Here is a 14,528-nt window from a genome sequence, read left to right as displayed (position 1 = left end):
ATTTTCGGATATGACGAATAAAAGATGATAAAGGCATAAGGAAAGCAAAAAATAAGCCGGTTTATTTGCCGACTTATTTTTAAATGTTTAACAAGAAAAAATGGAATTATGCGTTTACGGTAACGAAAATTGGGGAATCATCATTTTTTTCCACCAATTTGCCAACCGGAATCAAGGAGATATTCTCTTTTGCAGCTATATCAAATAATGCCGCTTTTGCTTCTGGCATCACCGCTACCAATAATCCGCCGGAAGTTTGCGGATCGCATAACACCGCCTTTTGTGTTTCAGTGATAGGGCTGACTTTATACCCGTAACTGTCAAAGTTCCGTTCTGTTCCGCCCGGGATGCAGCCTTTTTCGATATAATCATAAACACCGTCCAAGGTTTTGATCTGTGAGACATCCACTTCAGCGGCAACACCGGAACCTTCACAGATTTCGATTAAATGACCGAGCAATCCAAAACCAGTGACATCTGTCATCGCAGTGACACCTTCTAATTCCGAGAATTGTGCCCCGATTTTATTCATTCGGCACATCACTTCTGCCGCCAAACCGCGATGTTCCGGTTTTAATTTCCCTTTTTTCTCTGCAGTAGTAAGTACGCCGATACCTAAAGGTTTGGTCAAGAAAAGTTCACATCCGGCTTTAGCGGAATTGTTTTTCTTCACTTTATCGATTGGGATAATACCGGTTACCGCTAATCCGAAAATTGGTTCAGGCGAGTCAATAGAATGCCCACCGGCAAGCGCAATGCCGGCTTCTTTACAGGCTTGGCGACCACCCTCAACAATGCGTCTGGCGATTTCCGGCGGTAATAGCTTAATTGGAAAGCCTAAAATAGCGATTGCCATAATCGGTTTACCGCCCATTGCGAAAATATCGCTGATGGCATTAGTGGCGGCAATACGACCGAAAGTGAAAGGATCATCCACAATCGGCATAAAAAAGTCGGTGGTGCTGATAATGCCCATGCCATTACCAATATCATAAACCGCAGCATCATCTTTACTTTCATTGCCAACTAAAAGGTGCGGATCGATAAATTTTTCTGCTTCTGTGTGAAGAATGGTTTCTAAAACTTTAGGGGAAATTTTACAACCGCAACCGGCGCCGTGGCTGTATTGTGTTAAACGGATTACATCCGCTACCGTATTTTCAAAATCAATATGACTGTTTGCGTGATTTGTCATAAATTTTACTTCGCCTCTTAAGAACAACTATTGTGTTATAGCTTAGCACTTTCTCGCCAACAAAAGCCAATGCGGATCACATTTTTTAAAAAAATACGAAAATTTATGGTTAATTAAGTAAACACTACATTTACAAACTGTTAAGTTTACGTTATTTATAGTCGTTAATTCTACATCCGGTAGAAGAGATATTGACTGAAGGAGATTAGGTTATGCATAAAACCTCATTTAAAAAATCATTACTTGTTGCCGCATTGAGTTTAACAATGGCTAATATGGCAACAGCAGCCAATGTACCGGCAGATGCGAATTTGGCAAAAAAACAGGAATTGGTCTGGAACGTCAGTGCTAATCCGGCAACGCTAGATCCGCAAAAAATGGAAGGGGATGTAGAAGGTTATTTTGCCCGGCAACTTTTTGAAATGTTGGTAACTTCGGATGAAAAGGGCCATATTTTGCCGGGAGCAGCCACTTCGTGGCAACACAGTGATGACTTTAAAACGTGGACATTCTTTTTACGACCTAATGCGAAATGGTCGAACGGTGATGCGGTTACGGCGCACGATTTCGTTTATGCGTGGCAGCGTTTGGCTGATCCTAACACCGCTTCGCCATATGCCAGTTATTTAGATTTTCTTAAATTGGAAAATGCGGATAAGGTATTGGAAGGTAAAGCAAAAGTGGATGAGCTTGGGGTTGAAGCGAAAGATGATCACACCTTGGTTCTGCATTTAACGGAATCTGTGCCTTATGTGGATAAATTAGTGGAGCATTATGTACTTTCACCGGTACATAAAAGTGTAGTGGAAAAATTTGGCGATGCTTGGACCAAACCGGGCAATTTGGTGGGTAATGGTGCATTTAAATTGGATTCAATGGTAGTGAATGAAAAGGCTGTATTAGTCCGCAATCCACACTATTGGGATAATGATAAAACTGTGTTGGAAAAGGTAACATTATTACCGATTGAGTCAGCCGCTACCGATGTGGCTCGTTATCGTGCCGGCGATGAAGATGTAACTGGTAAAGAGTTGCCGATAGAGCTGTTTGCAAAATTAAAAAAAGAGGTACCGAACGAAATTTATACACCGCCGGTTTTATGTACCTACACTTACGAAATGAATACCGTAAAACCACCGTTTAATGATGCACGCGTGCGCAAAGCATTATCCTTGGCGCTTGATCGTCATATTATGACCGACAAAATTTTGCAACAAGGACAAACACCGGCTTATCTGTTTACGCCGCCATTTATTAACGGAGCAGAAAAAATGAAAAATCCGGAATGGGCGAATTGGGATCAGTCGAAACGAAATCAGGAGGCAATTAAACTGCTGAAAGAAGCGGGTTATGATAAATCTAACCTATTGAATTTTAAATTGTTGTATAACACTTCTGATAACCACAAGAAATTAGCAATTGCTGCACAATCGATCTGGAAAAAGAATCTTCAAGGAGTGGTCGATATTACGTTGGATAATCAGGAATGGAAAACCTATCTGGATGCTCGCCGTCAAGGCAACTCACAGATGGCAAGAGCGGGTTGGTGCGCGGATTACAATGAAGCAACTACTTTCTTAAATTATTTTCTTTCCAATAGTGCCAACAACCGAGCTTTCTATAAAAATAAAGCCTATGATGACTTAATCGATGCTGCTTTTCGTGCTAAAACGGATGAAGAGCGTGCGGAAATTTATGCTAAAGCGGAGCAGGTATTAGAACAAGACAGTGCTGTAATTAATGTCTATTACTATGTGCAACCTCGTTTGGTTAAACCGTGGGTAAAAGGTTTTGCAGCTAATCATCCGGCGAAAAACTACTATTTGAAAGATGTTTATATCCTTAAACATTAATTACTACAGCCGGCGGATATATTCCGCCGTGTTCTGTAGTTAAAACCCCTTAATCTAAAGTGACGTTAGGAAAAGCATATATTTCAAGATTTTGTGCGAAATAGAGGTTGAATCTAGCGTCAAAATCAAAAAAATACCGAATAATCTGGCAAAATGTAAGCGTATTATTTACAAATCGTGAGATTTCATTTATTAATGACAGCAATTCTATGCAAAATAGAAGAACTACTAATAAATAAGGAGTATAAGATGCAGAATTCATTTAAAAAATCATTGTTGATGGTGGCACTTGGTTTAGGTGTAACTGCAACAACAACAGTGATGGCTGCAAATGTGCCTGCTGGCACAGAATTGGCGGATAAGCAGGAATTGGTTTGGAATGTTAGCTCAAATCCGGCAACATTGGATCCGCAGAAAATGGAAGGTGATGTTGAAGGATATTATGCTAGACAAATCTATGAAACATTGGTGACTTCGGATGACAAAGGTCATATTTTACCGGGAGTGGCTTCTTCTTGGGAGCATAGTGAAGATTTTAAAACTTGGACTTTCCATCTTCGTCCGGAAGCAAAATGGTCTAATGGTGATCCGGTTGTTGCCGGCGATTTTGTTTATGCGTGGCAACGTCTAGCTGATCCGAAAACAGCTGCAGCTTATGCAAATTTTTTAACATTTGTTAAATTAAAAAATTCGGATCTAGTCACAGAAGGTAAACTACCTAAAAAAGAATTAGGCGTTGAAGCAACAGATGATCATACGTTAGTGTTGCATTTAACCGAACCTGTACCTTATATAGATAAATTGGTGGAACATTATGTGTTGTCACCGGTGAACCCAAAAGTGGTAGAAAAATTTGGCGATAAATGGACAGCGCCGGAAAATTTGGTTGGTAACGGCGCATTCGTTTTGAAATCACAAGTAGTGAATGAAAAAGCCGTTTTAGAGCGCAATCCATATTATTGGGATAATGCAAAAACCGTGTTGAATAAAGTCACTTTATTGCCGATTGAGTCTTCGGCAACGGATGTTTCTCGCTATCGTGCGGGTGATGAAGATATGACCGGTAAAGAAATCCCGATTGAATTATTTGCTAAATTGAAAAAAGAATTGCCGGACGAATTGCACATTTCGCCATTACTTTGTACTTATCTTTATGAAGTCAATACAGCAAAAGCACCATTTGACAATGCCAAAGTTCGTAGAGCATTATCGTTAGCGTTAGATCGAAACATCATTACCGATAAGATTTTGCAACAGGGGCAAACACCGGCATACATTTTCACACCGCCATTCATTAATGGTGCAGAAAAAATGAAAAATCCTGAATGGGCAAGTTGGGATCAAAATAAACGTAATCAGGAAGCAATCAAATTATTGAAAGAAGCCGGTTACGATAAAGCTCATCCATTAACTTTCAATTTGCTTTATAACACTTCCGACAATCACAAAAAATTGGCGATTGCCGCACAATCTATCTGGAAAAAGAATTTGCAAGGCGTTGTCAACATCAATTTGGAAAATCAAGAGTGGAAAACCTATCTTGACTCTCGCCATCAAGGAAATTTCCAAATGGCAAGAGCAGGCTGGTGCGCGGATTATAATGAAGCAAGCACTTTCTTGAATTATTATATTTCCAACAGTGCGAATAATACCGCTTTCTATAAAAGCAAAGCGTATGATGATTTAATTGCGTCTGCATTTAAAACCCAGACCGATGAAGAGCGTGCAGATGTGTATGCAAAAGCGGAAGCACAGTTGGATGCCGATACTGCAATGGTGCCGGTTTATCATTATGTTCAACCGCGCTTAATCAAACCTTGGGTGAAAGGCTTTGCTGACGCACATCCGGGGCAAAATTATTATTTGAAAGACGTTTATATCATTAAACATTAATTTTTATATTACCCGTTCCATTTGCGGATGGAACGGGATTTTATAATTGGCTTTTCGCCTTTTTATTGTGGGATTTGTGTATGCTTAAATTAATTTTTCGCCGAATTTTAGAGGCGATCCCTACGCTGTTTATCCTTATTACTGTTTCTTTTTTTATGATGCGCCTTGCGCCGGGCAGTCCTTTTTCCAGTGAAAAAAATTATCCGCCGGAAGTTATCGCAAATATTGAAGCAAAATATCATCTTAATGAACCGTTAATGGTGCAATATGGTATTTATTTAAAGAATTTGGCTCACGGTGATTTCGGGCCGTCATTTAAATACAAAGATTACACCGTTAATCAATTAGTGGCACAGGCGTTTCCTGTTTCGCTCAAATTAGGTTTTTCCGCTTTTATTTTAGCTTTGGTATTTGGTATTTCTGCCGGTGTGATCGCCGCCTTGAAGCAGAATAAGTGGCTGGATTATCTGATAATGACGTTTGCGATGACAGGGGTGGTTGTACCGAGCTTTGTGGTCGCACCGTTATTAGTGCTAATTTTCTCTATTACCTTAAAACTGTTGCCATCCGGTGGTTGGAATAACGGGCAGTTTATCTATATGTTGATGCCGATGGTGGCGTTATCTTTATCTTATATTGCCAGCATCGCACGTATTATGCGTAGTTCAATGATTGAAGTATTGCATTCAAATTTTATCCGTACTGCGAAAGCAAAAGGTTTGCCAATGAGCCGTATTGTGTTGAAACACGCATTACGTCCGGCATTGTTACCGGTGATTTCTTATATGGGGCCGGCATTTGTCGGTATCATTACCGGCTCTATGGTGATTGAAAGTATTTTTGTCTTACCGGGAATCGGTCAGCTCTTTGTGAACGGTGCATTAAATCGTGATTATTCGTTAGTATTGAGTTTGACTATTTTAGTCGGCACCTTGACGATCGTGTTTAATGCGATTGTGGATATTTTATACGCTGTGATTGATCCAAAGATTCGCTATTAGTGGAGTGGTAAAAATGTTAAAAACAAAAGAAAATCAAGCATTAATGGAAAAATTAGGCGAACAGTTGGAAACGGTTGACGGTCGCAGTTTGTGGCAAGATGCACGTCGTCGCTTTTTCCGCAACAAAGCGGCAGTAGCGAGTTTAATCATTTTATTTTTCATTATGCTGTTTGTGATTTTTGCACCGATGTTGATGCCGTTTAGTTATGAAGATACCGATTGGGCGATGATGACAAATCCGCCGGATTTTGAATCTATGCACTATTTCGGTACAGACTCTTCCGGGCGCGATCTATTGGTGCGCTTGGCAATTGGTGGGCGTATTTCCTTATTAGTCGGGGTTGCCGGTGCACTGATTGCGGTGTTGGTCGGTACGCTTTATGGTGCAACCGCCGGTTATATTGGTGGCAAAACTGATGCAGTGCTAATGCGTATTTTAGAAATTCTTTACTCCTTTCCGTTTATGTTCTTTGTGATTTTGTTGGTCACTTTCTTCGGGCAGAATATTTTGCTGATTTTCGTGGCTATCGGAATGGTGTCTTGGCTGGATATGGCGCGTATCGTGCGTGGTCAGACATTGAGCTTGAAACGTAAAGAATTTATTGAAGCAGCGATTGTCTGCGGTGTCTCTTCACGTCAGATTGTATGGCGACATATTGTGCCGAATGTGCTGGGTGTAGTTGTGGTTTATGCCTCTTTATTAGTGCCGGGAATGATTTTATTTGAATCTTTCTTAAGTTTTTTAGGGCTTGGTACACAAGAGCCGTTGAGCAGTTGGGGCGCACTGTTGAATGATGGTTCCAAATCTATGGAAGCAGCACCTTGGTTATTGATTTTCCCGGCGATTTTCTTAGTGATTACGCTGTTCTGTTTTAATTTTATTGGTGATGGCTTGCGTGATGCGCTTGATCCGAAAGATCGATAAGGTGAGAAAAAATGACAAACGAAAAACAACCTCTCCTTGATGTTCAAGATTTACGTGTAACATTTAAAACGCCGGACGGTGATGTTACCGCTGTGAATAATTTAACTTTTACGTTAAATGCCGGTGAAACCTTAGGCATTGTCGGTGAATCCGGTTCAGGCAAATCGCAAACCGCCTTTGCGTTAATGGGGTTATTGGCGGATAACGGACGTACCGCCGGTTCCGCACGTTTTAATGGTGAAGAAATTTTGGGGTTACCCGAAGCGCAATTAAACCGACTCCGTGCAGAGCAGATTGCTATGATTTTTCAAGATCCGATGACTTCATTAAATCCTTATATGAAAATTGGCGAACAGTTAATGGAAGTGCTGATTTTGCATAAAGGGTATGATCGGAAACAGGCTTTTGATGAGTCAGTGAAAATGCTTGATGCGGTGAAAATGCCGGAAGCGAGAAAACGGATGAATATGTATCCGCACGAATTTTCCGGTGGGATGCGTCAACGTGTAATGATTGCAATGGCGTTGTTATGTCGCCCGAAATTATTGATCGCAGATGAGCCGACAACCGCATTGGATGTGACCGTTCAAGCACAGATTATGACCTTGTTGAATGATTTAAAACGGGAATTCAACACAGCGATTATTATGATTACCCACGATTTGGGCGTGGTAGCCGGCAGTTGTGACCAAGTGTTGGTTATGTATGCCGGTCGAACAATGGAATATGGCACGGCAAAAGAGATTTTCTATCAGCCGACGCACCCTTATTCTATCGGTTTAATCAATGCCGTACCGCGTTTGGATACGGAAGAAGAGCAGTTGACCACCATTCCGGGAAATCCGCCAAATCTATTACATCTGCCAACCGGCTGCCCGTTCCGACCACGTTGCCAGTTTGCCAGTGAACAGTGTAGCAATACACCGCAATTAACGGCATTCGGCAATAATCGCTTGCGTGCCTGCTTTGTCGATGTACAGGAAATGATATTAAGAGGAAAAGCATAATGAGTAATTTATTGTTGGAAGTTGAAGATCTGAGTGTGCATTTCCAAGTACAAGGCAGTGAAGGTCTCTTTTTTAAGAAAAAGCAGACATTACACGCCGTTAATCACGTTTCATTTAAATTATATGAAGGTGAAACCTTAGGGGTAGTAGGGGAGTCAGGTTGTGGTAAATCGACTTTGGCGCGAGCCATTATTGGTTTGGTGAAATCTGCCGGCGGTAATATTCTATGGTTAGGCAAGGATTTAAGTAGTCAATCTGAAAAGGAGTGGCACGCAACACGTAAGGATATTCAGATGATTTTCCAAGATCCGCTCGCCTCATTAAATCCGCGAATGACTATCGGCAACATTATTGCCGAGCCGTTAAAAATTTATTTTCCTGAATTGTCGGCGGAAGAGGTGAAATCACGTGTGCAGGCAATGATGTTGAAAGTAGGGCTGTTGCCGAACCTAATTAATCGTTATCCACACGAATTTTCCGGTGGACAATGCCAACGTATCGGTATTGCAAGAGCCCTAATTATTGAGCCGAAATTGATTATTTGTGATGAGCCGGTATCAGCACTTGATGTATCCATTCAGGCACAAGTAGTGAATTTGTTGAAGTCACTACAAAAAGAGATGGGGTTATCACTTATTTTTATTGCTCACGATTTGGCGGTGGTAAAACATATCTCAGATCGTGTGTTAGTGATGTATTTAGGCAATGCAGTGGAGTTGGGAACCTATGATCGGGTTTATCATCAAACCAAACACCCATATACCAAAGCATTAATGTCGGCGGTACCGATTCCTGATCCAGATTTGGAAAAAGATAAGCAAATTCAATTGTTGGAAGGTGATCTGCCTTCACCGATTAATCCGCCATCAGGTTGTGTTTTCCGCACAAGATGTCCATTGGCAGATACGGAATGTACCTTAACTAAACCAAGATTGTTAGGAGACAAACAGCATTTAGTCGCTTGTTTTAAGGTATAAGTGTGAGCTAGATCACAAAAAATATCGCTCACTGCTAAAAACAGTGGGCGATTGTATTTATAGAAATAAAATCACTGGATTTTTTAAAGTAGAATGAGTATATTTGCGAACAGTTGTTAGCTGAAATAAAGAAGGTTATTTTTAATAATGCAACATTATGCTCAAACGCTTACCCACTTTATTGATGTCATTCATCAGCAAAGTGAAAAACTTTCTCAACGTACCGCGTTACGTTATTTCGATCATCAGCACAAATTACAAGATATTTCGTGGCAAAGTTTTCACCAGCAAAGCGAACAGCTTTCTCGCGCATTATTGACGTTAGGGGTAGGAATTCAGGATAAAATCGGTATTTTTGCGCAAAATATGCCGCAATGGACAATCGCAGATATTGCTATTTTGCAGATTAGAGCGGTTACTGTACCAATTTTTGCTACGAATAATGAAACGCAGACGAAATACATTATTAACCATTCTGAAATGAAAGTGCTGTTTGTCGGTAATCAGAAAGAGTATGACGTTGCCCTTTCCATTGCTCCGCATTGCCCGAAATTAGAAAAAATTATTGCAATGCAACCGCTTGATTTACGTGGTATTGAAATGGGGATCAGTTGGCAGGATTTTATTGCAACTGCCGGCGACGAATCACAGCAACAATTAGCGCAAAGATTGGCGCAAAAATCAATGCAGGATCTTTTTACCTTGATTTATACGTCAGGCACAACCGGTGAGCCGAAAGGGGTAATGCTCGATTATCAAAATTTGGCACATCAATTAGCGACTCATCAGCAGACATTGATGAAAATTGATGGCAGTGATGTTTCTTTATCTTTTTTGCCGTTATCTCATATTTTTGAACGTGCGTGGGTGGCTTATGTGCTGTCGCAAGGGGCAGTGAATGTTTATCTGGATGATCCGCATAAAGTAAGAGAAGCGTTGTCTGTGGTGAAACCGACCTTGATGTGTGCGGTGCCGCGTTTTTATGAAAAAATTTATGCAACGGTCTTTGACAAAGTGAAACAGGCGCCGTGGTTACGCCAACAGATTTTCTATAATGCGTTGCGAATTGGCAAATTGGCATTGCGCTATCAGCAGAAACAACAACCTTTGCCGTTTTGGTTAAAGCCATTACATCAGCTTGCAGATCGTTTAGTATTCAGTAAATTGCAACAGGTGCTTGGTGGGCGCATTCGGATGATGCCTTGTGGTGGAGCGAAATTAGAGCCTGAAATCGGCATCTTTTTCCATTGTATCGGGGTTAATATTAAATTGGGTTACGGAATGACGGAAACGACAGCAACCGTTTCTTGTTGGCCTGATTTTGGTTTTGAATCCAATTCCATCGGGCAGATTATGCCGGGAACAACGGTTAAAATCGGTGATGAGAACGAAATTTTGGTAAAAGGTGGCGGTGTAATGAAGGGGTATTTTAAAAATCCGGAAGAAACCGCGAAATGTTTTACCGAAGACGGCTTTTTGAAAACAGGCGATGCCGGTTATGTTGATGTTGAGGGTAATTTATTTATGACCGATCGCATTAAAGATTTAATGAAAACGTCGACTGGAAAATATATTGCACCTCAAGCGGTGGAGGGCAAATTGTTGCAGGATAAATTAATTGAACAGATTGCCGTGATTGCCGATGCCAGAAAATATGTGTCCGCTTTGGTGGTGCCTTGTTTCGATACCTTGGAAGAGTATGCTAAAAAACTCAACATTCAGTATCAAAATCGGTTAGATTTGATTAAAAATGCTGCGATTGTTGAAATGTTTGAAAAACGGATTAATGAACTGCAAAAAGAGTTGCAAGGATTTGAAAAAATTAAAAAATTTACGTTATTGCCAAAAGCCTTTTCGATTGAATTGGGCGAGATTACTCCAACGCTAAAACTGCGACGTAAAGTGATTTTGCAACGTTATCACACTTTGATTGAAAAAATGTATCAATAAACATCCAATAAATGCGGTATTGCTTTAGGGTAATACCGTATTTTCTTTTAAAAAATCCAGTAGAATTTGCTAAAAATATTAGATTCCATCTAATTTATCAGCATAAAAATCCATAAAATTATATTTTTTACTTCAATTTGCCATCCAATCCGTATAAACTTCCTGCTTTAAAATTAATACCTAAGGGAAAGTATATGTTATCTAAAAAAGATATTTTAATTCTGGGTATGATGATTTTTTCGCTGTTTTTGGGTGCAGGGAATATTATCTTTCCACCGATGGAAGGTTATCATGCCGGTTCAAGTTGGTTGTGGGCTGCGTTAGGTTTTATTTTAACCGGTGTTTTTATGCCGTTTATTACCTTGATTGTGGTAACGGTGCGTGGGCGCGGTGAGGCATTATCCACTGATCTGCCACCGTGGGTAGGTGTTGTATTCTGGTCAATTCTCTATCTAATCATTGGTTCAACATTTGCGATGCCTCGTGTGACGAATGTTGCTTATGAAATGGCGTGGTTACCTTTAAATATCTATAACGGTGAGCATTCTCATATTTTATTCGCGTTAGTGTTTAACATTATCGGTATGAGCTTTATGCTTGGACGCAGTACAATGATTTCGACCATCGGTAAATTTATGGCACCGATTTTATTGGTGTTATTGATTATTGTCGGTATTGGTGTCGTGTCCGATCCGTTGTCGGAAATTATTGCGCCTTCCAGTAATTATGCCGAAGGTTCAGCTTTAGTTACCGGGATGATTGGCGGTTATCAAACAATGGACGTGCTTTCCGCAATGGCATTCGGTGGTATTGTTGCTCGTGCGTTTGCTGTCAATAATGTAACGAACGGAAGAACCATTGTGCGTTATACATTAGCTGCCGGTGTTACTTCGGTGGTGTTATTGAGCGGTTTATATCTCTGTTTATTCTACCTAGGCGCAACCGGAGATATGGTGGCATCAACCTCTACCAATGGCGGACAAATTTTCTCACGTTATATCAATGAGTTATTCGGTGCCACCGGCTTGTGGATTATGAGCGGCATTGTGATGCTAGCCAATTTAACCACATTGGTTGGTGTAACCAGTGCTTGCGCAGATTATTTTTCTCGTTTTCATCCACGTTTAAATTATCCGTTTTTTGTGGTGTTGTTCACGATCGCGACCATTATTATTTCTGAAACCGGTCTGGATACACTATTGCGAGTAACAATTCCGGCATTATTATTGATTTATCCGGTAGCAATTATGTTGGTAGTGTTACAGATTGTGCGGAAAAAACTGCCGGTAGTGAGCTGGAGTTATAATGCCACTATCGCACTAACAACATTGTTCAGTTTGTGTGATAGCTTGAAAAATATGGGCTTGTTGCCACAAGGTGTAGAAAAATTGTTAAGCTATTTACCGTTTTATCAAGAAGGTTTGACTTGGTTAATCCCGGTATTGTTAATGTTGTTATTGACAATTATTGTTGGTAAATTCTCTGCGCAAAAACAGCATTAATTTCAAATAGATATGAAAAAACAGTGTGCGAAATAATTCGTACACTGTTTTTTTTAGATTATTGTTCCTCTTCTTCAATCTCATCTGCCATAGCTGCCAATAAATCTCGGCATAATTGTGCCAGACTGCGATAAAATGCGGTTTGTGCGTGAGCTTCAATCTGTCCAAGAAAACGCCCGATAGTTGGTAATAAAAAAGTTTGGAACAGTTGTCGCTGTGCCTCAAGCGAACCAATTTGATCCTCAATCCAAGCAGCCGTCAATAATGGTAATGCAATATGATCACTGTCAGCGACTTCAGGCATTGCACGTTCTTGCCGAAATGCTTTAAATTGTTCAACATCAATACCGTAAGCAGAGAGTTTAAAATCGACAGATTGTTGCAAATATTGATAATCTTGGCTTAATTGCTCTAATGTCCAGCCTGATGTTAATTGCGTCAGGGCAGTGTCGGTTTGTGGATCAGCAGCTAAATCCCAAATGGTTTTAACGCCTCCTTGTTGTAACCATTGCAATGCCGGCGCAAGAATCGGATCTTGCGGTTGACGTTGAAAAAAATTACCGAATAAACGGCATAAAATAGAAAAATGATTAATTTCGACCTGTTCGTCCATATTTGTCCTAACTATTAGAGAAATTATGAATTAAAACTGTATAAAGGGCGTAAGTTTACTATAATTCCTGCGGAAAGATAATGAATTTAGGAGTTTAAATGAAATATATCGGAGCGCACGTCAGTGCATCGGGAGGCGTTGAAAATGCGGTAGTACGCGCAGTTGAAATCGGTGCAAATGCTTTTGCGTTATTTACAAAAAATCAGCGCCAATGGAAAGTTGCACCATTAAAACAAGAAAATATCAATAAATTTAAGCAATGGTGCGAAAAATATCACTTTTCTGCGGCACAAATTTTACCGCACGATAGCTACTTGATTAATTTAGGTCATCCGACAGCAGAAGGATTAGAGAAATCAAGAACCGCCTTTATTGATGAAATGCAACGATGCCATCAGCTCGGCTTGCAATTATTAAATTTTCATCCGGGTAGCCATTTACAACAAATTGATGAACTGGATTGTCTAAAACGGATTGCGGAATCCATTAATATTGCAGTTGATACTGTGCCGAATGTTGTTGCCGTAATTGAAAATACTGCCGGTCAAGGTTCAAATTTAGGCTGGCGTTTTGAACATTTGGCGACCATTATTGAAAATGTGGAAGATAAAAATCGGGTTGGTGTTTGTTTGGATACTTGTCACACTTTTTCTGCCGGTTATGATTTGTCGACTTTAGCGGCGTGTGAAAAGACATTTCAACAATTTTCGGAGATTGTCGGTTTTCAATATTTGCGAGGAATGCATTTAAATGGTTCAAAAACGCCTTTAGGAAGCCGAGTTGATCGTCACGACAGTTTGCAGTCAGGCACAATTGGTACCGCTGTTTTTGAATATATTATGCCTGATCAGCGCTTTGATAATATTCCGCTTATCTTGGAAACCATTCATCCGGAAATCTGGAAAGATGAAATTTCTTGGTTGCGTTCGTTAGAGAAACGTTAAAAAATAGCCGGAAAATTTGAGGTTTCTCACAAAAACAGCTATTTCTATTAAAAATAACTGGTCATACGTGTTGTTTTTCGGTAGGATTGATGCCAATTTTTGAGTTTTGATTATTTTTACTTATTTTTGAGTTATGTTTTATCGAATTCTGGTATCAGTCTGTTTTTTACTGTTAGCTGCGTGTAGTAGTCATCCCGGCACGCAGTCAGCTTCTACATTTTCCGAAGACGATGATCCTATCCAAGCTTTAATCCTCAAAACTAATGCTAAAGAACGTGTTATTATTAATAAAAAGTTAAATAATTTCTATCAAGAATGGATCGGTGTTCGTTATAAACTTGGGGGAACAGGAAAAGATGGTATTGATTGTTCTGCGTTTGTACAAACGGCATTTGCAGAAAAGTTTCATATTAGCTTACCAAGAAGCACTTCAGAACAAAAATCTTTAGGTTATAAAATTCAAAAAGGTCAATTAAAACAAGGTGATTTAGTTTTCTTTAGAAAAAATCGTCACGTTGGAATTTATTTAGGCGATGATCTTTTTATCCATTCCAGTACAAGTCAGGGCGTTACTATTAGTTCTTTGAATGAAGATTATTGGTTAAGAACCTATACACAATCCAGAAGAGTATTAAATTAAGTATTTACTAGATAGCTAAACGTTAAAG

At 40.0% G+C, this 14,528-nt stretch carries 12 protein-coding genes; 10 read left to right on the top strand and 2 right to left on the bottom strand.

Features of this window, described 5'->3' with window-relative positions; all coding sequences use genetic code 11:
- Positions 1 to 106: 106 nt before the first annotated feature.
- The gene (gene selD, locus P375_RS11620) at positions 107 to 1,195 is read right to left on the bottom strand and encodes a selenide, water dikinase SelD (RefSeq protein ID WP_052121845.1); all 1,089 of its coding nucleotides are present in this window, start codon (positions 1,193 to 1,195) and stop codon (positions 107 to 109) included.
- Positions 1,196 to 1,407: 212 nt separating this feature from the next.
- Between selD and P375_RS11615 the strand changes: the two genes are divergently transcribed.
- The 8 genes from P375_RS11615 (at position 1,408) to brnQ (ending at position 12,303) form a co-directional block, all read left to right on the top strand.
- Positions 1,408 to 3,048, top strand: coding sequence for an ABC transporter substrate-binding protein (locus P375_RS11615; RefSeq protein ID WP_039137207.1), 1,641 nt, complete (start codon positions 1,408 to 1,410; stop codon positions 3,046 to 3,048).
- 249 nt (positions 3,049 to 3,297) lie between these two features.
- A complete protein-coding gene (locus P375_RS11610; protein ID WP_039137204.1) occupies positions 3,298 to 4,941 on the top strand; it encodes an ABC transporter substrate-binding protein in 1,644 nt (547 codons plus the stop codon).
- 80 nt (positions 4,942 to 5,021) lie between these two features.
- Complete coding sequence (gene oppB, locus P375_RS11605) at positions 5,022 to 5,942, top strand: oligopeptide ABC transporter permease OppB (RefSeq protein ID WP_013744950.1); 921 nt, start codon at positions 5,022 to 5,024, stop codon at positions 5,940 to 5,942.
- A gap of 13 nt (positions 5,943 to 5,955) precedes the next feature.
- Positions 5,956 to 6,867 (top strand): oligopeptide ABC transporter permease OppC, encoded by a 912-nt coding sequence (gene oppC, locus P375_RS11600; protein WP_013744949.1) that lies wholly within the window; start codon positions 5,956 to 5,958, stop codon positions 6,865 to 6,867.
- A gap of 11 nt (positions 6,868 to 6,878) precedes the next feature.
- Positions 6,879 to 7,874: an ABC transporter ATP-binding protein gene (locus tag P375_RS11595; protein WP_013744948.1), complete on the top strand. Its 996-nt coding sequence runs from the start codon at positions 6,879 to 6,881 to the stop codon at positions 7,872 to 7,874.
- Complete coding sequence (oppF, locus tag P375_RS11590; RefSeq protein ID WP_013744947.1) at positions 7,874 to 8,851, top strand: murein tripeptide/oligopeptide ABC transporter ATP binding protein OppF; 978 nt, start codon at positions 7,874 to 7,876, stop codon at positions 8,849 to 8,851. The genes P375_RS11595 and oppF overlap by 1 nt, the downstream gene beginning before the upstream one ends.
- 147 nt (positions 8,852 to 8,998) lie before the next feature.
- On the top strand, positions 8,999 to 10,801 hold the full coding sequence (locus P375_RS11585) for an AMP-dependent synthetase/ligase (RefSeq protein WP_039137202.1): 1,803 nt from the start codon (positions 8,999 to 9,001) through the stop codon (positions 10,799 to 10,801).
- A 194-nt stretch (positions 10,802 to 10,995) separates the two neighbouring features.
- Positions 10,996 to 12,303 carry a branched-chain amino acid transport system II carrier protein gene (gene brnQ, locus P375_RS11580; RefSeq protein ID WP_021461918.1) on the top strand — a complete coding sequence of 436 codons (1,308 nt, stop codon included), beginning with the start codon at positions 10,996 to 10,998 and terminating at the stop codon, positions 12,301 to 12,303.
- Positions 12,304 to 12,361: 58 nt separating this feature from the next.
- On the opposite strand, the gene P375_RS11575 is transcribed toward brnQ, so the two are convergent.
- Positions 12,362 to 12,916 carry a TorD/DmsD family molecular chaperone gene (locus tag P375_RS11575; RefSeq protein WP_039088969.1) on the bottom strand — a complete coding sequence of 185 codons (555 nt, stop codon included), beginning with the start codon at positions 12,914 to 12,916 and terminating at the stop codon, positions 12,362 to 12,364.
- A gap of 98 nt (positions 12,917 to 13,014) precedes the next feature.
- Here P375_RS11575 and nfo point away from each other — a divergent pair, with 98 nt between their 5' ends.
- Both nfo and P375_RS11565 read left to right on the top strand, forming a co-directional pair.
- Positions 13,015 to 13,860, top strand: coding sequence for a deoxyribonuclease IV (nfo, locus tag P375_RS11570; protein WP_039137199.1), 846 nt, complete (start codon positions 13,015 to 13,017; stop codon positions 13,858 to 13,860).
- Positions 13,861 to 13,993: 133 nt separating this feature from the next.
- The gene (locus tag P375_RS11565; RefSeq protein ID WP_013744942.1) at positions 13,994 to 14,500 is read left to right on the top strand and encodes an NlpC/P60 family protein; all 507 of its coding nucleotides are present in this window, start codon (positions 13,994 to 13,996) and stop codon (positions 14,498 to 14,500) included.
- The last annotated feature ends 28 nt before the right edge of the window (positions 14,501 to 14,528 follow it).

Origin of the sequence: Gallibacterium genomosp. 2 (assembly GCF_000771895.1) — a bacterium.
Lineage (GTDB): Bacteria > Pseudomonadota > Gammaproteobacteria > Enterobacterales > Pasteurellaceae > Gallibacterium.
The sequence above is the reverse complement of the archived record's forward strand: the minus strand, read 5'-3'. Positions and strand labels throughout refer to the sequence as shown.

Coding starts and splice junctions, on each gene's coding strand:
- P375_RS11575 (WP_039088969.1), bottom strand. CDS start 12,916: ATGGACGAACAGGTCGAAATTAATCATTTTTCTATTTTATGCCGTTTA.
- oppB (WP_013744950.1), top strand. CDS start 5,022: ATGCTTAAATTAATTTTTCGCCGAATTTTAGAGGCGATCCCTACGCTG.
- nfo (WP_039137199.1), top strand. CDS start 13,015: ATGAAATATATCGGAGCGCACGTCAGTGCATCGGGAGGCGTTGAAAAT.
- oppF (WP_013744947.1), top strand. CDS start 7,874: ATGAGTAATTTATTGTTGGAAGTTGAAGATCTGAGTGTGCATTTCCAA.
- selD (WP_052121845.1), bottom strand. CDS start 1,195: ATGACAAATCACGCAAACAGTCATATTGATTTTGAAAATACGGTAGCG.
- P375_RS11585 (WP_039137202.1), top strand. CDS start 8,999: ATGCAACATTATGCTCAAACGCTTACCCACTTTATTGATGTCATTCAT.
- oppC (WP_013744949.1), top strand. CDS start 5,956: ATGTTAAAAACAAAAGAAAATCAAGCATTAATGGAAAAATTAGGCGAA.
- P375_RS11615 (WP_039137207.1), top strand. CDS start 1,408: ATGCATAAAACCTCATTTAAAAAATCATTACTTGTTGCCGCATTGAGT.
- brnQ (WP_021461918.1), top strand. CDS start 10,996: ATGTTATCTAAAAAAGATATTTTAATTCTGGGTATGATGATTTTTTCG.
- P375_RS11610 (WP_039137204.1), top strand. CDS start 3,298: ATGCAGAATTCATTTAAAAAATCATTGTTGATGGTGGCACTTGGTTTA.
- P375_RS11595 (WP_013744948.1), top strand. CDS start 6,879: ATGACAAACGAAAAACAACCTCTCCTTGATGTTCAAGATTTACGTGTA.
- P375_RS11565 (WP_013744942.1), top strand. CDS start 13,994: ATGTTTTATCGAATTCTGGTATCAGTCTGTTTTTTACTGTTAGCTGCG.